This is a genomic window from Paenibacillus sp. FSL M7-0802 (assembly GCF_038004945.1).
Lineage (GTDB): Bacteria > Bacillota > Bacilli > Paenibacillales > Paenibacillaceae > Paenibacillus > Paenibacillus polymyxa_B.
In genome coordinates this window covers 800,876-819,083 of the sequence record NZ_JBBOSD010000001.1, presented here as the reverse complement: position 1 = coordinate 819,083, position 18,208 = coordinate 800,876, and the positions used below count along the sequence as shown (strand labels likewise).

Below are 18,208 nucleotides of genomic sequence, written 5' to 3'. Positions count from 1 at the left end.
AACAGAGGCACTCACCTCAGTCGCTTATTGTAGTCGTCACCACGCCATTAATGACTGCCGTTCGCTGCAACATCCTCGTTTACAAAAAACAGTGACTATTCTCACAAAAAACGACATCTTCCGACACTGGAATGCCATATTATAGTAAGTGTTGATAGGCTATAATCGTAGCAGTGAAAACGGATTGTCACAAAAATTTATTAGAGTCAGGATTGGTGGTTCAAATAATGAAGCTGGCAACAAAATTAACTTGGATGATGCTCATCATATTGCTTCTCGTAGGCTCCTCCATTGGATACTTCGGATATCGTACCGCTTACCATCAAGTGGATGAAGCTGCTGGAATCGAGCTGGTGGGTTGCGCCAATATTACGACTGGCCTTATAGATCCTGCGGATATATCGGCTCTGGTCAGTGGAGATAACAGCAAACTTGCTGCCATTGAAGACCGGATCGGCTGGATTGTAGCCCATAAGCCTATTTTTAAGGAGGCTTTTATTATCTCTTTAGATGGAAAAATTTTGGCCGCCGATGCCAACTTTAAGCAAAGAGGCTATCAAGCTGGCGATTCTTTCTACTTTACAGACGAAGACAAAGAAATGATAACTACCATGAAACATTCAGCATATTCCAAGGTTTATACATATGAAGGAACCTCGCTCAAAACTGGATACGGCCCCATTTATCAGGACCATGATCCCACCAAGCCCATTGTTGCACTGATGGCCATCAATTTTGACGGCTCGTTAATTCAGGAACGGACGTTGGATATTATTGTTCAGCCCTTTATTATTGGCGGCTCCATTTTCATCGTGGCTATCCTTGTTGTTTACCTGTTGATTCGCCATATGGTAAGTCCGCTTACCAAGCTGTCAGCCTCTGTGAACACCATTACCAAGGGCGACCTTACCCATGAACCGCTTCTCTTCAAAAACAAGGATGAAATCGGGACGCTGGCCCGCGACTTCAACGATATGACAATGAACCTGCGCAACCTGATTACTCAGGTCAATGACACCTCTATGCTGGTCGCTTCTTCCTCTCAAGAGCTGTCTGCCAGCGCACAGGCAACGAACCGTGCTGGAGAGCATAGCGTGAATGTTACGATTGAGTTGGCAGATGGGGCGCATACCCAACTGCAAAACCTGGAAGGAAGCTATAAAGCTATTCAGGATATGTCCCGCTTCATCAGCGATATTGCTGGCAATGCGGACATCGCAATGAACAAGGCCGCGGATAATGTCCAGAAAGCACGCCTTGGCCGGGAATCAATGGATTCCACCACCTCCCAAATGGGAGTTGTCAGCGAAAGCATCGGCGATCTCTCAAGCATTATTCATACGCTTGGCAGCCACTCCAAGGAGATTGAGAACATTGTCGGCACCATTGCCAGCATCGCCGAGGAGACCAACTTGCTGTCTTTGAATGCAGCGATAGAAGCTGCGCGCGCCGGAGAAGAAGGTCAGGGCTTTGCCGTTGTCGCTGGCTCTGTCCGCAAATTGGCCGAACGTTCTGCCAATTCTGCCACACAAATCAGCGAACTGATCAGTCTGATTATCGCCCAAATGGACAAGGCAGGAGAAACTATGAAGCGTTCCACGAACGAAATGATGCAGGGCAAGGAGTTGATCATATCAGCCGGGCGCTCCTTCTCCGAGATTGAAGTCTCCATCTCCGACATGTCTTCCCAAAGCGAGCAAATATCAGCCACAGTTCGGGATCTGGCGCTGATCTCTGAAGAGCTCGTTGAAGCCATTCAGAATACCGTAATGGTCTCTAACCATACGGTTAAAGGGGCAGAGTCCCTGTCCGTCTCTTCGGAGCAACAGCTTGCTGCCATGCAAGAAGTGGAATCCTCCGCAGCGCTCCTCTCATCACTGGCCGAGAAGCTTCAGGTGCTTGTGGAGAACTTCAAGATTTAAATATTCGAGGTTCAAAGAGAAATAAACCGCTAAAGACGAGGGGAAACCCTGTGTTTGGCGGTTTTTTTATAGTAATTTTACGAAGGCTTTCTCTCAGTCGCTTATGGTAGTTGTTACTGTGACATTGTTGACAGAGGTTGAGGAAGCACTAGAGTTGAAATTAACAACCTCAACGACTACTGTTGCACCAACAATCAGGCCTGTATTTATAATTAGATTTGTAGCAGAAAGCGTTGTTAAGCCGCCTCGCTGCAACGTCCCATTTACAAATACATTATAGTATCCGCTAATGGTCGGAACAACAAGACTGTTTGCCGCGACTGAAGTACCACTATCATTCGTGAAATTTTGTGCCGGGATAGTGGTCACTCCACCTAATATATTACCAAGCACGACAATAGCTGTGTAACGATTAACCACTGGAGTGACATTGATACTTGTTGTAATAGCAATGTTTCCAGATACGATACTGTCTGCTTCCAGATAGATTCGAATAATAGACATAGGAATTCCTCCATTCCTAATATTCCAGATAAATATTATAGTTTATGTGAATATTCTAGATATGGATTGGATGGGGGGAGGAGTCTTCCAATTATTTCTCTTTGTTCAAGCTTCTTTGGGCCCGGGTTACTATTCGCTTCGTTTCTTTGGTATCCGAAATCATCAGCCATGCATTACAAACTTGAAAAACCCATTCTGGGTTGGTTTTGCTGGCGTCATTCAACCAATTACCAACGGAGTCCTGGACATATTTGGCCGGATCGGACTGAACAGCCTCCAAGAGAGGAAGAGCCAGCTCGGGATGTTCTTTTAGTTCAGGGATGTGCCTGGCCCAAACGCCTTGCGGTCGGGTTAATTCAATGGCAAAACGACGTATGTTAGCATCCTCATCTCGCACCCAACTGTCTAACAGGGCAAGCCCTTCAAGCAGTTGCAAGGATATGGATTCTCTCACGGCCATCCAGGCTATTTCACGTACTCCGAAATGGGAATCGGCTGCAAAGGGGCGAATGCCAGCCAATTTTTCCTTTACACTTAAACAGGGATCAATCCCGATGATGTAGGCAGCCCAGCAGCGAATACTGTCTGAAAGATGGGAGGCCATCGCATCAAAGATGCGAATACGTTCTTCTATCGCTTGTTGCTCAAACACATGAAGCCACGCTCGCGCGATTGCGGGTATCATTTTCATGATCTTCTTTTCCTTCAGCTGATTCAATTCGGTCATGAAGACATCGGATGATCGCTGCAAGCCAAATTCATCAAGAGTATTTTGCAATAGTACAACATGATCGACAGCCAGCCATTCGGTGAGATTCACCGTCTCAAGCCGCCCCTGCTGTAGCAGCTGAAGCACATCATTAGGAATATCTGACCCTTTGCGGGCCCCTTTTCGGTGTAACATTTCATTCACTCCATATCGTAAATTGTCTGATAGGTATACGATACTTTTTTGGGTAGGAGTATAGATGTAATGTAGTTTACAACTTCATTAGCTTTTCGCGATGGATGTAAATCGTCTTAAAGCCGGTTTTAATGACCTTTTCTTTGACAAGCTCCTGAAGAGCAGTTGTTACAGCCTCACGGGTGGCCCCGACCAGATTCGCAATTTCCTGATGGGAGAGAGGAAAATTGATTTTGCAATACTCTTCACGGCTTTGGAGGGCGAACTGATCGGACAATTTCAGAAGAACATACAAAATTTTATCCTGTAAATTTCCCAAAGCTAAATGCTGGGCCAGACTGCTCATTCCTGAGATTCGGTCACTTAACACCTTGATCATGTTCATCATGAACCGGGGATGTTCTATTAAAAAATGCTCGAATCGGTCTTTGTCCATCCGGCAGATATCGCATTCTTCTATCGTTTCTATATACATATCCCTTGTCCCCAGTGAAATCATATCCATTTCACCAAATACATTTCCTTCGCTGAGGATATCCAAAGTAAATTGCTTTCCGTCAGCGTTTAGCTTATACAGACGTACTTTTCCCTTTTTCACAAAATAAAGTCCCTCGGAAAAGGTTTCTGGGGTTTGTATAAAGGTTTTTTTCGCTATAGTCGTAATGGAGGTCATTTGGTCCATTTCAATTAAATCTTCTAATGAGAGACTATGAAGCAAATTAAATTGGGACAGGTATTGAATGCTATTCATATGTTCTCCTTTTCGTTGCACAGGGTATACAGAATCATAATACAATTATAGCTTCTCTGAGGTATTTTGACCTCTATTACTCACTTGTTTGCGCTAGAGTGAATAATGAATTTTGGGGAATCTGTCGGATTTATGTAAAGGGGAGGTTGGTATAAAATAGATATGCATGTTTGATAGTAGATACATAAAGAGTGAGGTAATAACGATGATTAAATTAAAAGATGTAGGCAATTTCGAGGTCCTTCCTGAGCTAGCGATGCATATCGTTCAAGGCAATATATCCGCTTTACGCCAAGCTCTGACCGAAGGCTGGGATATAGAACAAGGGATCGTACTCAGTAAATATACGACATTAAGTCCATTGGATATTACACTCATCACTGAGCAAATGGAAGTCTTGAAGCTACTGGTCGATGAGGGGGTTCAACTTAATGTGAAGGATAATCCCGCATTCCTGACGGCTGTTCGCTATGGTACCGAAGAGATTGTCCGTTATGTGGTCGCCCATGGCGCGAAGCTGGACGGGAAAAATCATGTCAAATCCGGTGCCTATGAGCAAGCCTACTACGGTAACAAAAGCAATATGCTGCTTATCCATGAGCTGGGCCTCGATATGAAGCAGCATGCTGGAGCAACACTCCGCAACGCAGTTAGTAAGCATGACCTGAAAACAGTAGCATTACTAGTGGAACATGGCGTAGATATTAATTTCAATGCCCCTAATATGGTATATCCTTATAAAGCCACGCCTTTGACAGTGGCGGCACGCAACAATGATTTTGCGATGGTGAAGTATTTGGTTCAGCAAGGCGCTGATGTGACGCTGGCAGAAAAAGATGGAGAACGGGCATATACAATTGCACTAAGTAATAAAAACGTAGAAATGGGTGAGTATTTAAAGTCTGTAGAGCCTCCAGCATTTCATAATCTGGAAAATAAACGACATGCTTTGAAAAGCTACAAGCTTCCAAAGGAGATTGTTGCCTTTCTGATGGGGGATCAGCTCCGTGTGGACCTGCCAGAAAATGATCTTGATATTCAATTTGTTGATTTCTTCTCATTCATAGATACGGTTGAGATGAAGGTAGGTCGGCAAAAGCTGTTGCGTCTGTCTCTAAAAGTAGATAATTACTCGGATATTATATTGGTGTGGAATCCGAGGCAGAAGTGCCTGGGTTATTATGACGAGGAGCATCAGGAATATGCGGATGTGTGCAGCTTTGCCGAGTTTCTTGCACAGCCGGAAGATTATCTGGAGAAGATTATTGAGGGGGAATATTTATCATAACGAGGTGAGCCATGAATGCGGTATGCACGCAGTCATGGCTCTTGTTATTTTAAAATACAGCGCTAGTGTACACAGATGCCTAATGCTCATCAGGAATGGTTACGTATGAGCTGAATGAGATTTAGGGTAGCGGTAGATAGGGGTTCGTTCTTGCGGGTACAGATGGCGATTGAATTGAGAAACTGGATGTCTTCTACATATACCCGGCACAGCTCGCCACGTTCTACATATTCATATTCTTGTTTGAATTTTGCAATCCAGGCCGGAATGAGAAAATGAGCCGGTAAATAAGTAGCTGCTAGCCGGATATGACCATGGGCTCCATCACGATAATCTTGAGATAATTGTTCGATTTGCTGTTCGACGACAAAGAGCCGTTTGGCGAGTACAGCAAGTTTTTCACCAGCATCCGTTAAGGCAATCCCTTCCTAGCGGCATGAGCAGTGAGAGAGATATTTCTTTTTCAAATTTTTTAATCTGGGCGGTAACCGCAGGTTGGCTAATATTTATAAGTTCAGAGGCACGTGTCACACTCCCTAATAATTCATTTACAATCAAATTGTAAGTTAATCCAAAGGAGAGTGGAGCGAATGAATCAAACGAACACGTGGGATCAAGTAGACCAGTATATCTCGGAGAGTCTCATTCCGCATGATGCTGTCTTGGAACAAGTATTGGCTACTAACCAAAAGGCGGGACTACCTCCGCATGATGTATCGCCCAATCAGGGAAAGCTATTAAATATCCTTGCTCAAATGCAGGGAGCGCGACGCGTGCTGGAGATCGGTACTTTGGGAGGCTACAGTACAATCTGGTTGGGAAGGGCGTTGCCGAAGGATGGAAAAATAGTTACGCTGGAAGCCAACCCGATCCATGCTAAAATTGCTCGGTCGAATATATCGCTGACTCAGTTGGATGGAATGGTGGAACTTCGGGAGGGAGAAGCTTTGGAGCAGTTAGCACAGATGAAAGAGGAGGAAGTTGAGCACAGACCCTCGGGTGCAGGGAGTAAGAAAGTTTTATGATATGCTGGCTGAAGAATCAAGAATTACAGCTACAGCTATCCAAACCGTGGGGAGCAAGGGGTATGACGGTTTCGTCATTGGAATCGTTAAGGGCTGAACGCTAAGCGTCTCGATTGGCTAAACACAAAGGGGATCAGTCCTCGTGTTTAGCTTTTTTCTGAGTAGAGAAGGTGGGGACGAATTGTGCGCATAATGGTAAAATAGTACTGATGGAAGCCTTAGAACGTTTTTGAACGTTTACTGCTGAATTCCTATGTAAGAAGAATGAATTTACATAAAAGTAGATGGATTTTCTTTAAAATGTAAACGCAATCATAATGATTGGAGCAGGAATTCACCATTTTGTAAAAAAATGAATTAGAAATGAATTTTTTTGAATCTTTTTGAAGAAAAATGATTGTTTTTTGTCAAGTTTGTGGTACGATATGAACAGTTGGGGGAATGATGATGCTGACGGAAGAAAGATACAAGTTAATAATACAGCGCTTACAAGAATGTGGTGTTGTAAAGTTGCAAGAATTGGCTGATCTGTTGGGAGCTTCTGAGTCAACGATTCGGCGTGATTTGATAGATCTTGAGGGCCGTCAGTTGCTCAAGCGGATTCATGGCGGGGCAACCTTGCTGAATCAGAAAAGTCAGGAACCTGGCATGGAAGAAAAAACATTCAAAAACGTTCAAGAAAAAAATGCAGTGGCCCGTATAGCAGCCAAAGAAATTTTGGATGGCGAATGTATTTATCTGGATGCGGGAACAACAACGATGGCGATGATTCCTTACATTGAAGCTAAAGACGTGACGGTCGTGACGAATGGACTATCCCACGTAGAAGCACTGGTAAGCAAAAGAATCAGAAGCTATCTACTGGGAGGGATGATGAAAATTCATACCAAAGCCGTAATCGGGAGTATTGCCCTACAAAATTTGGACAATTTTCGATTCGACAAGTGCTTTCTAGGAACGAACGGGGTGGATATGGAAATGGGGTATACAACTCCTGATCCCGAAGAGGCGCTGATCAAGCGGCGTGCCCACCAGTTGTCTGGCAAAACGTATGTGTTAGCCGATTCCAGTAAAATTGGAGAAGTAACCTTCGCCAAACTGTTCGAGCTCAAGGAAGCTATACTTATTACCGAATCGATGCCAGAACGGTCACGCCGATCCATCGCTCAGAAAACTAAGATAATCGAGGGATAACAATGATATATACAGTAACGCTGAACCCTTCCATTGATTATATCGTGGAAGTTGATGATTTGAAGCTTGGTGATTTGAACCGGATGAAACGTGATTTAAAACTGCCCGGTGGTAAGGGAATTAATGTATCACGTGTACTGAACCAGTTGGGAGCAGATAGCACGGCGATTGGTTTTCTCGGAGGATTCACAGGCAGGTTTATCGACGATACATTGCGGGAAGAATCCATTAAAACTGATTTTGTAATTATCGAAGATGACACACGGATTAACATTAAGCTCAAGCATGGCGATGAAACGGAAATTAACGGTTTGGGACCTGCGATTCGTGAGCAAGAGGCCGATGCGTTGGTGCAAAAGCTGGCGGGACTCCAGAAAAATGACATTGTCGTCTTGTCGGGAAGTATCCCGCCGTCACTTGGAGGAGACTTCTATGATCGGCTGATTAGCGTATGCCAGCAAACTGGAGCTGAATTCGTCATCGACACCACAGGTGAGGCGCTGATGAAGGCACTGGTTCATAAACCGCTGCTCATCAAGCCGAATCACCATGAGCTGGCTGAGTTGTTTGGCGTAACTATTCATTCAAAGGAGGAGATCGTCACTTACGGTCGTAAGCTGCTGGAAGCAGGTGCAAAAAATGTACTGATTTCCATGGCAGGAGAAGGGGCTTTGTTCATTACGGCAGATGAAGTGTATCACGCAAATGTACCAGCAGGAACGGTGAAAAATTCTGTAGGCGCAGGTGATTCAATGATTGCTGGATTCGTGGGTACGCTGGCTCTTCATGGCGATCCGATCGAAGCATTCCGTGCAGGAGTGGCATCCGGAAGCGCAACTGCGTTCTCCGATGATCTGGCTACTAGAGAGAAGATTGAACAATTACGGCCGCAAGTCACGATTTCAAAACGGTAATCCAGCTGCATCATGAGCTTATTATGCGTGTCTCGACACGCTGATCGAACTTAGGAGAGTGTGAAAAATGAGAATAACAGACCTGATGATTAAAGAAACGATGATCATGGACCTGCAGGCGACGACAAAAGACGAGGCGATTGAGGAGCTCATCGCTCGTCTCGAAGCAAGTGGACGTATTAATGACCGTGCCTTGTTTAAAGAAATGATTTACAAACGTGAAGCAGAGTCCAGCACTGGAATCGGCGGCGGCATTGCGATGCCGCATGCCAAGACCAAAGCCGTGAATGAAGCGACTGTCGTTTTCGCCAAAAGCAGTAAAGGCGTAGAATTCGAATCGTTGGATGGTGAGCCGGCAAAAGTGTTCTTTATGATTGCGGCTCCGGAGGGAGCAGCAAATACGCATCTTCGCACATTGGCTGCCCTTTCCCGACTGTTGATTGATACCGATTTTATCGGGAGCCTTATGAAAACGCAAACACCGGATGAAGTAGCTATGCTGTTTGATACCAAGCAGGCGGAAGAAGAAGCTGCCAAGAAAGCAAAAGAGGCTAAGAAAGAGGCTGCCAAAGCGCAGCAAACACCAGACGTTATCGTTGGCAATCCGAGTTCTGACGAGTTTGTGGTTGCAGTGACCGCTTGTCCTACAGGCATTGCACACACGTTTATGGCAGAAGATGCTCTCATTAAGAAAGCGAAAGAAATGGGTGTAAATATCCGTGTAGAGACGAACGGCTCGGAAGGCGCACAAAACGTACTGACAGCGGATGAAATTCGCCGTGCCAAAGGTGTAATCGTCGCAGCTGACAAGAAGGTTGAAATGGCCAGATTTGACGGTAAACCTGTATTGCAAAGACCAGTAAGCGACGGTATCCGTAAATCTGAGGAACTGATCCGCAAAGCGCTGAACGGCGATGCCCCAATTTATCGTAGTGAAGGTAAAGGCAGCGCTGATGAGTCGAAAGCGGAGAAGAGCAGCGTGGGCAGCAAAATCTACAAGGATTTAATGAACGGTATTTCTCATATGCTGCCATTCGTTGTAGGCGGGGGGATTTTGTTAGCAATTTCCTTCTTGATTGAACAAGTGGCAGGAGAAGACAATGTATTGTTCCAACTGTTGCAGACAATTGGCGGTGGAACAGGTGCGTTCCACTTCCTGATTCCGATACTGGCCGGATTTATCGCGATGAGCATTGGAGACCGCCCGGCACTGATGCCAGGTATGGTTGGGGGTCTGATGGCTGTAAACTCTAATGCAGGCTTCCTTGGCGGTCTGGCAGCTGGTTTCATGGCTGGTTATGTGGTGATCTTCCTGCGTAAAGCTTTTGCAGGTCTGCCGAAAGCGCTGGATGGTTTAAAACCAATCTTGTTATACCCTGTATTTGGACTCCTAATTTCAGGCGCGATTATGTTCTACCTGTTCGATCCGATTTTCGGTGGTATTAATACGTGGCTTGTCAATGTTCTGAACAATTTGGGAACAGGTAATGCGGTTATTTTGGGCCTGATTCTGGGCGGAATGATGTCGATCGACATGGGTGGACCTTTTAACAAAGCAGCTTACGCATTTTCGATCGGTGTCTTTACTTCCAGTGGTAACACGAACGGAGCTATGATGGCGGCTGTTATGGCGGGTGGTATGGTACCTCCGTTGGCGATCGCATTAGCTTCGACGTTCTTCAAAAATAAGTTTACTGAGCAAGAGCGCAAGTCTGGCTTGACGAACTATGTACTTGGATTGTCCTTCATTACGGAAGGAGCCATTCCATTCGCAGCTGCTGATCCTCTGCGTGTCCTGACCTCTTGTATTGTAGGTTCAGCGATTGCTGGTGGTCTGACGCAGTTCTGGCAAATCAATCTTCCAGCTCCACATGGCGGAATTTTTGTAGCAGCTCTTGCCAATCATGCTTTGTTGTTCTTGCTTGCAGTGGCGATTGGTTCCGTGATTTCCGCGCTCATTCTGGGATTGTGGAAAAAACCGCTCGAAGCGAAATAACGGGTATCACAGGAGTGAAAAAATAAAAAGAGGGTCACATTTCCTTAGGCCTTCAAAATAGTAAAGCCGCTAAACACCAGGTTTCTGAGTGTTTGGCGGCTTTTTCTTTATGCAAAGGTGTCGGCTTTGCCTATATAGCTTATTAGTAGTTATTGCATTGGAGCTATAGCCTACAAAGCTCCTTAACCAGCTGTATAAACAGCTTTCGGGCCGAAAACATATACTGCTGGTGATGGTTGTTTTGTAGGAGTCCAATAGGAATATTCGGGTCTGTTAACTGGAGGGGGACGGTGACCAGTTCCTCCTGCATAGGCATTGATGATAGAACCACTCCAACTGAAGGGATCGTTTTTACAAATGTGGGGATCGACGAAATTTGACTGACAGTATAAAAAAACGGCATCGACGGGAAGCGGGAAAGTTCTTTTTCCAGTCGTATATGGTACAAGCAATTCTTACCTCCGACGATAAGCGGGTACTCGTACAGATCTTCGAGATGAAGCTCACTTTTTAACGTAAAAGGGTGATTACGGGACACAATAAAGGCGATGTGTTCGTGATATATGGGTTCAAAGTGTAAGGAAGGAATCGAGTGAGGTTCCCCGGAGATTGCAAAATCCAGCTTACCGTCCACCAAAGCATGTGCGAGTGCATCCGTGTTTCCAACTGTAAAATGGCACGTAATTTTCGGTTTATGCTCTCGAAACTGCTGCAGAACCAAGGGCAGTACGGTAGCCGCCACCGTTTCAATCACACCGATATGAAGCGTGCCAATCTCCTCCTTTTTCAGAGACTTCGCCTGGTCCATTACAAAATTCCAATGCTGAATAAGCCCGTCTATCTCCTCGGCATATAGTTTGCCTGGGGACGTTAACTCCGCATCCCAACCCCTTTTAAAAAGCTGAAATCCCAGCTCTTTCTCTAATCTCTGGATTTGGCTCGTGACTGTAGACTGAGCGTAGTTTAATTTGGCAGCAGCTTTTGAAAACGTTCCTTCTTCGATTATGGTACGAAATGTAGTTAATTCTTTCAGATCCACGCATGCTCATCTCCATCGGTGAAATTGAATATATTTATGATTATTTTCAATTATACAGATGAAAGTAAGGGGAGTACAATTATATTATCCCAACGGATAGGAGAGTTGAACATGCCATTTGTACGAGTTGGCTACATGGAGCAGCAATACACAGAGCAAGAGTTGCCTTGGATTAGTCGTTGTATCATGAACGCTTTGATTGAACATTTTCTGGTTCCGGAAAAAGATTACTTTCAGGTTTTTCATGCTCATAAGCAAAGCGAGTTTTATTATAGTCCCGATTATTTGAATGTACCCAGAACAGATAAGCTGCTGTATATTCAAATTACAATGGGAACGGGTAGAACTACGGAACAAAAAAAGAGTTTCTACCAAAAGTTAGCGGAACTCTTATCTATTGAATGTAAGATTAGACCGGAGGATGTATTTGTGACACTGATAGAGACTGAATTAGAGGATTGGTCCTTTGGCAACGGACTTGCCCAGATGATTGTATGAAGCATAAATTGATCAGATCGAGTGTTCGGGTAACGATCGGTGATTTTGCTCCCGCTTTTGTAGGTTATACAGAGGATGTTCTTTTTGGAGATGTATGGAGAAGAAGTGAGCTATCTCTCAGAGAACGGAGTCTCATCACCGTCTCCGCATTGGTAGCGGGTGAGCATGTAAATCAACTCCCTTATCATCTGAAACTGGCCAAGGAGAACGGGATTTCGGAGGAAGAACTGGTTGAGGTCATTACACAGCTTGCCTTTTATGTAGGATGGCCCCGGGCAGCCTCAGCTATTCAGGTTGCCAAAGAGGTATTTTGTAAAGAGAAAGAGAGTTAAACATGAACCTAAAAAAACCGCTAAGCACAAGGGATTCCGAGTGTTTGGCGGTTTTTTTGGCATGGCATACAAATGGAGAAGCGAAGGACTATCTGATCAGATGCAGGCAAAAGTCCAGATCAGCCTGAAGATGCTCCTTCATCAGCCGTTCTGCTGTATCGCCGTCATGTGCGCGGATAGCCTCACAAATATGCTGGTGCTCATCAATCAGAAAGGGACGATGATAGTAGACGACCGTATGACGGAATAAATAAATAACGGATTGCATCCGATCAAACAAATCAATCATCATCGAATTATTACTGGCCTTCATAATGATCTCATGAAACTCTTTGTTCGCTTGCATCACCTCATCCAGCGAGCCGGAACGCCCGATGTCCACACATTGCTCCAAAGCCAGTAGCTCTGTCTCGGACAAGTAGGCAGCCGCGCTGCGCGCCGCATGTCCTTCAAGCAGCATCCGTAGCTCAAAGGTATTGCGCAGGTCGGTTTCAGATAGCTTGACTACACGTTTATTGACGATAAGCCCTTCCTGCTCCAATTTGCGGATGGATTCACGGATAGGCGTGCGGCTTACACCGAGCTGCGTGGCAAGCTTTTCCTCAACCAACTTGGTTCCTTGAGGGATGGTTCCGTTCAGTATCATATCACGCAGTGTTTCATAAGATTGCTGGTGCGCCGTTCGAGAGTTATTGCTGCTGTACTGCATGTCATTCACCTCTACGTCTACTTTAGCGAAAAGATGGAGGTTAAACAATGTCTATCCTATATAATCGATAAAATTGATACAAATTTTAAATTTTTGTATACAAAAATGAATTTATTGTGTACAATCGCAAATATAAAGACGAATTAATAGCGCTTACATGTGATAAAAAGCGTTTACAAATGGATTTATCTAAAAATCCTGAATAGGAAATCGAATTCGAAAAGCTATGGAGGGAATTTACATGACAAAGAAAATTGGATTTATTGGATTAGGTATTATGGGTCGTCCGATGTCGTTAAATCTTTTGAAAGCGGATTATGAGCTGACCGTATTTGATATTAATCAGGAAACCGTCACTGCTTTGGTTGCGTCAGGCGCACATGCAGCGGCATCCCCGAAGGAAGTTGCAGAGCGCAGTGAAATCATTTTTACGATGTTGCCGAATTCCAATCATGTGAAAGAAGTCATTTTGGGCGAGAACGGGATTTTAAAAGGGGCTAGTATTGGAAGCGTTATCGTAGATATGAGCTCGATTTCTCCAGTCGTCTCCAAAGAGCTGTCGGTGAAAGCCGTTGAGGCTGGTCTGCACATGCTGGATGCCCCTGTCAGTGGTGGCGAACCGAAAGCAATTGATGGGACATTGGCGATTATGGTTGGTGGCAAAGAATCAGTGTTTGAGCATGTCTTGGATGTTCTGCATGTGCTGGGTCAGGATGTCACCTTGGTTGGTGATAATGGCTGCGGCACAACGGCAAAGCTGGCTAACCAGATCATGGTGAACCTGAATATCGCGGCCATGTCCGAAGCGCTTGTATTTGCAGCCAAGGCGGGAATTAATATTGAAAAAATGGTGCAAGCGATTCGCGGTGGATTGGCAGGCAGTGCGGTACTGGATGCTAAAGTTCCTCTGATCTTGCAACGGAATTTTGTAGCTGGGGGTCGGATTGATATTAACCTCAAGGACATCACGAACGTTATGGAAACCGCGCATGACATCGGTGTACCGTTGCCACTTAGTAGCCAACTGCTGGAAATATTCCACGCACTCAAAGTGGATGGTAAAGCGGCGGATGATCACGGCGGAATCGTGCAATATTTTGAAAAACTCGCAGGCGTACAGGTAAAAGCAGAGTAGTAGAGCATGCTAATCAAGAATTTGAATAAGGTGGAGATCACATGAATGTAAATGCAGGATATACTTCGTTGTTAGCTCTTCAAGCAGAATTGCCTCCTGAATGGGACAGCAAAGGATTGCGTCAGGAAATTCGCCGGATTAATGACGCCAGAGGACGGAAAATTATCGTATTAGACGATGATCCGACCGGGGTACAAACCGTTCATGATATTGATGTTTTGACGCAGTGGGATGAAGCATTGCTTCGTGAAGCATTCGACTCACCGGAAACGCTATTTTATATCCTGACCAATACACGCGGACTTGATGCGCAAACCGCAGAACGGATTAACCGCGAGATTGCTCGCAACGTACAGGCTGTCGCCACCGAAAAGGGCAAATCATTTACCTTTGTCAGCCGTAGTGATTCCATGTTGCGTGGGTATTACCCGCTGGAAACGGACGTACTGGCAGAAGAAGGATCGCGTCAAAGTGGACGGAGCTACGACGGTCATCTGATCATTCCAGCCTTTTTCGAAGCTGGGCGAGTAACTGGAGGCAACACCCACTATATGGTGGAGGACGATACGCTAATTCCCGTACATGAGTCGGAGTTTGCTAAGGATAAGGTATTTGGCTATGAAAACGGTGATTTGGCGGCATGGGTGGAAGAAAAGACAGAAGGCCGTATTCATGCCTCGGAATGTCTTGTCATTTCACTGGAACAGATTCGCAAGGGACCAGACGCTGTGCAAGAAGTATTGCTACAAGCGAAGGATAACGTACCAATCATCGTCAACGTGCTTTCGTATGCGGATATGGATGTAGTATCACTGGGGCTACTGAAAGCAGAAGAGCAAGGGAAAATGTTTATTTTCCGCACAGCTGCTTCTTTTGTGAAATCGTATGCCGGGATATCTGACCAGGAATATTTGCCAAAGGAACGACTGATTGCAAGTGGACAGGAAGGTCACGGTGGTATTGTAGTCGTCGGTTCCTATGTTCAAAAAACAACAAAACAGCTGGAGCAGTTACTTACGTACCCGGAAATTGTGGGTCTTGAAATTGATGTGGAACGGGTGTTGGATTCTGAGGGCTACACACAGGAATTAAGCCGTGTTATCGCAGAAGCCAATACACAACTGGCTGCGGGCAACAATGTGGTGGTATACAGTAGCCGAAAACTCATTGCGGTAGATAATAAAGCTGATAATTTCAAAATTAGTCAAACGGTATCCGGTGCACTGGTCGAAATCGTACAGTCGCTTGAGACGGTGCCTAAGTTTATCATCGCCAAAGGCGGCATTACTTCCAGTGATGTGGCAACCAAAGGTCTTGCTATCCGAAAAGCACGTGTACTCGGCCAGGTTGCGGCAGGCATCCCTGTGTGGCTGACCGGAAACGAAGCCAAATTCAGCGGCATTCCGTATATTGTGTTCCCTGGTAATGTGGGCGGAGAACGAACATTGCTGGAAACCGTAGAGAAAATTGAAAACGAGCAGGGTTAACCCCTGTTTTTCAACAAACTTAGAGAGCGCTTACTTAATGAGGGGGTTATAACATGTATTCCGTATTCGGACTCAGTCATGATGCAAGTTTGTTATTATATGCACTTATTTCTATTATTGGACTGATTCTGCTGATCGCTAAAGTCAAAATGAACCCATTTGTCGCGCTCATCGTCGGTGCTGTGTTCATGGGTCTAATTGCAGGTATGCCGCTGAAAAGTATTGTGACAGCTTATCAAGAAGGTGTGGCCAGTGTGCTCGGTTTTATCGCCATTGTTCTTGGTCTGGGTACGATGCTGGGTAAGCTGATGGCTGAGTCTGGTGGTGCGGAGCAGATTGCCAAGACCATGGTGCGGGTGTTCGGTGAGAAAAATGTCCATTGGGCCATGATGGTGGTCGCTGTCATTTGTGGTATCCCGGTATTCATTCAGGTAGGTATCGTACTGTTGTTCCCGCTCGTATTCGTTATTGCCAAGCATACCGGAACTTCGCTCATTAAAATCGGGATTTCTCTTGTAGCTGGATTGGCGGTTGTGCATAGTCTTATCCCTCCGCATCCGGCAGCGATGCTGGCAGTAGGTATTTTTAACGCGAATATTGGTAAAACGATCTTCCTTGCGCTTATCGTAGCATTGCCGTCCGCAGCGATTGCGGGTCCGATCTACGGAAGCTGGATTTCCAAGCGTATCAAGGTGGAGACTTCGAGTGAATTGATGGAGCAATTTACAGAAACGAAAGAAAGAGAATTGCCAGGCTTTGGTATTACACTCTTCACCATTATGCTGCCCGTTATTTTGATGTTGCTGGCGACGATTGTCGATCTGATTTTGCCAGAAGCCAACGTCTTCAGACAGGTCATTGATTTCATCGGCAGTCCGATTATTGCGTTGCTGATTGCTTTGCTGTTCTCGCTTTACTCTTTTGGTTATGCACGCAACTTCGATAGCAAGCAGCTATTGAAGTTTACGAACGATTGCCTGGGTCCGGTTGCTTCTATCATCCTGCTGATCGGTGCAGGCGGTGGTTTCAACAAGATTCTGACTGCCAGCGGTGTAGGAGATGCGATTGCAGGTTTTGCCCAGCATGCACATTTGTCTCCGCTTGTATTGGCCTTTGTGATTGCAGGTCTTATCCGGGCCGCCGTTGGTTCCGCCACGGTAGCCATGACGACGGCGGCAGGTATTGTCGCTCCGATTGCAGTCACGATGCCGGGGGTGAGCCCGGAGCTACTGGTGTTGGCTACCGGAGCAGGCTCGATCATTTTGTCCCACGTGAATGACTCCGGCTTCTGGATTGTTAAAGAATACATGAACCTGTCCGTACCTCAAACGCTGAAAACGTGGACAGTCATGGAAACCATTCTCGGGTTCAGTGCTTTTGGTATCGTGATGATACTCAGTATTTTTATCTGATTTGTTCATAAACGATCTTCCCAGAAGACTTTTCAGCATGATTGTATTGTTATTCTGCTTTGAAAGCGGTATAGTAAGAGTAATTGAATGAAGGGTTAAGTGCCCTTCGGGATTGTTACTGGTTAGCAGGCGATACCCAAATAATGACTAATTGATTTAGTCGTTATTTGGTTTTTTTTGTTATTACAAACTTTGTCATTACATCAATGAGGTGAGCAGATAAATGATCATCCGGCAAATATTTAACAACAATGTCATCCGGGCCGAAAATCAGGTGGGTCATGAATTTGTTGTCATCGGGAATGGTCTGGGCTTTAAAAAGAAAACTGGTCAGAGGGTTGATGAGGAAAAAATAGAAAAAACCTTTGTATTAAAGTCTGATAAAATTCCGCAAAAATTAATTGATCTCATTGGAGAAACATCTGTAGAGTATTTAAAGGTGGCGGATGAAATTGTAGGCAGCGCGAAAAGGGAAATGGGAGATATTTTTAGTGATAATATCTATATTTCTCTGATTGACCATATTCAATTTGCCATCTCTCGATACAGAAAATCCGTGGGACTTAAAAATTCACTCTTATGGCAAATTAAAAAATTTTACAAAAAAGAATTTATGATCGGAATGAATGCATTGGACATCATCCATGCTCAATTTGGCATCCAAATGGATGAGCATGAAGCAAGCTTTATTGCTATGCATTTTGTAAATGCAAGACAAGACGGTCAGGGAATGAAACAAACGGTTGAGATTACCGAGGTCATTGATGACATTTTCAACATTGTAACCGATTACTATCAGATTACACTGGATGAAACTTCGTTCAATTATTCCCGGTTTATTACTCATTTGCAGTACTTTGCCCAACGATTGCTGAGCAATGAACAAGAGCAACTAGCTTCAGGTGACAATTTCTTGTATGATCAGGTCAAAGATAAATATGCGAGGGCTTTTCAATGCACCCAATTAATCAATCAATATTTGGAATTAAAGCATGAAAGTGCTATGTCAATTGACGAAAAAGTGTATTTGACGATTCATATACAGCGTGTAACCTCCAGAAACGATATGGCTACTTCTTAGAAAAAAAAGCTTGCAAA

Annotated in this window: 17 protein-coding genes and 1 pseudogene; 12 read left to right on the top strand and 6 right to left on the bottom strand. The window is 44.9% G+C overall.

Annotated elements, in window-relative coordinates; translation table 11 throughout:
* Positions 1-227 precede the first annotated feature (227 nt).
* On the top strand, positions 228-1,922 hold the full coding sequence (locus MHB54_RS04100) for a methyl-accepting chemotaxis protein (RefSeq protein ID WP_264453951.1): 1,695 nt from the start codon (positions 228-230) through the stop codon (positions 1,920-1,922).
* 93 nt (positions 1,923-2,015) lie between these two features.
* Here the strand turns inward: MHB54_RS04100 and MHB54_RS04095 are convergent, their stop codons facing one another.
* The 3 genes from MHB54_RS04095 to MHB54_RS04085 form a co-directional block, all read right to left on the bottom strand.
* Positions 2,016-2,426, bottom strand: a complete 411-nt coding sequence (locus MHB54_RS04095; RefSeq protein WP_076157079.1) for a DUF4183 domain-containing protein — start codon at positions 2,424-2,426, stop codon at positions 2,016-2,018.
* 91 nt (positions 2,427-2,517) lie between these two features.
* Positions 2,518-3,330 carry a DNA alkylation repair protein gene (locus tag MHB54_RS04090; RefSeq protein WP_264453950.1) on the bottom strand — a complete coding sequence of 271 codons (813 nt, stop codon included), beginning with the start codon at positions 3,328-3,330 and terminating at the stop codon, positions 2,518-2,520.
* A gap of 76 nt (positions 3,331-3,406) precedes the next feature.
* Positions 3,407-4,081 carry a Crp/Fnr family transcriptional regulator gene (locus MHB54_RS04085; RefSeq protein WP_023987939.1) on the bottom strand — a complete coding sequence of 225 codons (675 nt, stop codon included), beginning with the start codon at positions 4,079-4,081 and terminating at the stop codon, positions 3,407-3,409.
* A 205-nt stretch (positions 4,082-4,286) separates the two neighbouring features.
* Between MHB54_RS04085 and MHB54_RS04080 the strand changes: the two genes are divergently transcribed.
* Positions 4,287-5,369 carry an ankyrin repeat domain-containing protein gene (locus tag MHB54_RS04080; RefSeq protein WP_264453949.1) on the top strand — a complete coding sequence of 361 codons (1,083 nt, stop codon included), beginning with the start codon at positions 4,287-4,289 and terminating at the stop codon, positions 5,367-5,369.
* 399 nt (positions 5,370-5,768) lie between these two features.
* Here the strand turns inward: MHB54_RS04080 and MHB54_RS28675 are convergent, their stop codons facing one another.
* Positions 5,769-5,900 (bottom strand): helix-turn-helix domain-containing protein, encoded by a 132-nt coding sequence (locus MHB54_RS28675; RefSeq protein WP_413630618.1) that lies wholly within the window; start codon positions 5,898-5,900, stop codon positions 5,769-5,771.
* 59 nt (positions 5,901-5,959) lie between these two features.
* Here MHB54_RS28675 and MHB54_RS04070 point away from each other — a divergent pair.
* The 4 genes and pseudogenes from MHB54_RS04070 (at position 5,960) to MHB54_RS04055 (ending at position 10,498) form a co-directional block, all read left to right on the top strand.
* Positions 5,960-6,491, top strand: a pseudogene (locus MHB54_RS04070) (O-methyltransferase).
* Positions 6,492-6,841: 350 nt separating this feature from the next.
* Positions 6,842-7,588, top strand: coding sequence for a DeoR/GlpR family DNA-binding transcription regulator (locus MHB54_RS04065; protein WP_023987941.1), 747 nt, complete (start codon positions 6,842-6,844; stop codon positions 7,586-7,588).
* A gap of 2 nt (positions 7,589-7,590) precedes the next feature.
* The gene (gene pfkB / locus MHB54_RS04060; protein WP_023987942.1) at positions 7,591-8,502 is read left to right on the top strand and encodes a 1-phosphofructokinase; all 912 of its coding nucleotides are present in this window, start codon (positions 7,591-7,593) and stop codon (positions 8,500-8,502) included.
* A 67-nt stretch (positions 8,503-8,569) separates the two neighbouring features.
* Positions 8,570-10,498, top strand: a complete 1,929-nt coding sequence (locus tag MHB54_RS04055; RefSeq protein ID WP_160789363.1) for a PTS fructose transporter subunit IIABC — start codon at positions 8,570-8,572, stop codon at positions 10,496-10,498.
* Between the two features lie 163 nt (positions 10,499-10,661).
* Here the strand turns inward: MHB54_RS04055 and MHB54_RS04050 are convergent, their stop codons facing one another.
* Positions 10,662-11,537: a LysR family transcriptional regulator gene (locus tag MHB54_RS04050; RefSeq protein ID WP_264453948.1), complete on the bottom strand. Its 876-nt coding sequence runs from the start codon at positions 11,535-11,537 to the stop codon at positions 10,662-10,664.
* Positions 11,538-11,648: 111 nt separating this feature from the next.
* Here MHB54_RS04050 and MHB54_RS04045 point away from each other — a divergent pair, with 111 nt between their 5' ends.
* The gene (locus MHB54_RS04045; RefSeq protein WP_264453947.1) at positions 11,649-12,035 is read left to right on the top strand and encodes a tautomerase family protein; all 387 of its coding nucleotides are present in this window, start codon (positions 11,649-11,651) and stop codon (positions 12,033-12,035) included.
* Complete coding sequence (locus tag MHB54_RS04040) at positions 12,032-12,367, top strand: carboxymuconolactone decarboxylase family protein (protein WP_028542876.1); 336 nt, start codon at positions 12,032-12,034, stop codon at positions 12,365-12,367. Before MHB54_RS04045 ends, MHB54_RS04040 begins: the two co-directional genes overlap by 4 nt.
* A gap of 88 nt (positions 12,368-12,455) precedes the next feature.
* On the opposite strand, the gene MHB54_RS04035 is transcribed toward MHB54_RS04040, so the two are convergent.
* Entirely contained in the window at positions 12,456-13,076 is a 621-nt protein-coding gene (locus MHB54_RS04035; protein ID WP_071558950.1) for a GntR family transcriptional regulator, read from the bottom strand.
* A 241-nt stretch (positions 13,077-13,317) separates the two neighbouring features.
* Between MHB54_RS04035 and garR the strand changes: the two genes are divergently transcribed.
* The 4 genes from garR (at position 13,318) to licT (ending at position 18,191) form a co-directional block, all read left to right on the top strand.
* A complete protein-coding gene (gene garR / locus MHB54_RS04030; RefSeq protein ID WP_071558949.1) occupies positions 13,318-14,211 on the top strand; it encodes a 2-hydroxy-3-oxopropionate reductase in 894 nt (297 codons plus the stop codon).
* A gap of 41 nt (positions 14,212-14,252) precedes the next feature.
* A complete protein-coding gene (locus MHB54_RS04025; RefSeq protein WP_068940208.1) occupies positions 14,253-15,698 on the top strand; it encodes a four-carbon acid sugar kinase family protein in 1,446 nt (481 codons plus the stop codon).
* Between the two features lie 53 nt (positions 15,699-15,751).
* Positions 15,752-17,110, top strand: coding sequence for a GntP family permease (locus MHB54_RS04020; protein ID WP_023987950.1), 1,359 nt, complete (start codon positions 15,752-15,754; stop codon positions 17,108-17,110).
* A gap of 223 nt (positions 17,111-17,333) precedes the next feature.
* On the top strand, positions 17,334-18,191 hold the full coding sequence (gene licT / locus MHB54_RS04015) for a BglG family transcription antiterminator LicT (RefSeq protein WP_264453946.1): 858 nt from the start codon (positions 17,334-17,336) through the stop codon (positions 18,189-18,191).
* Positions 18,192-18,208: the final 17 nt, after the last annotated feature.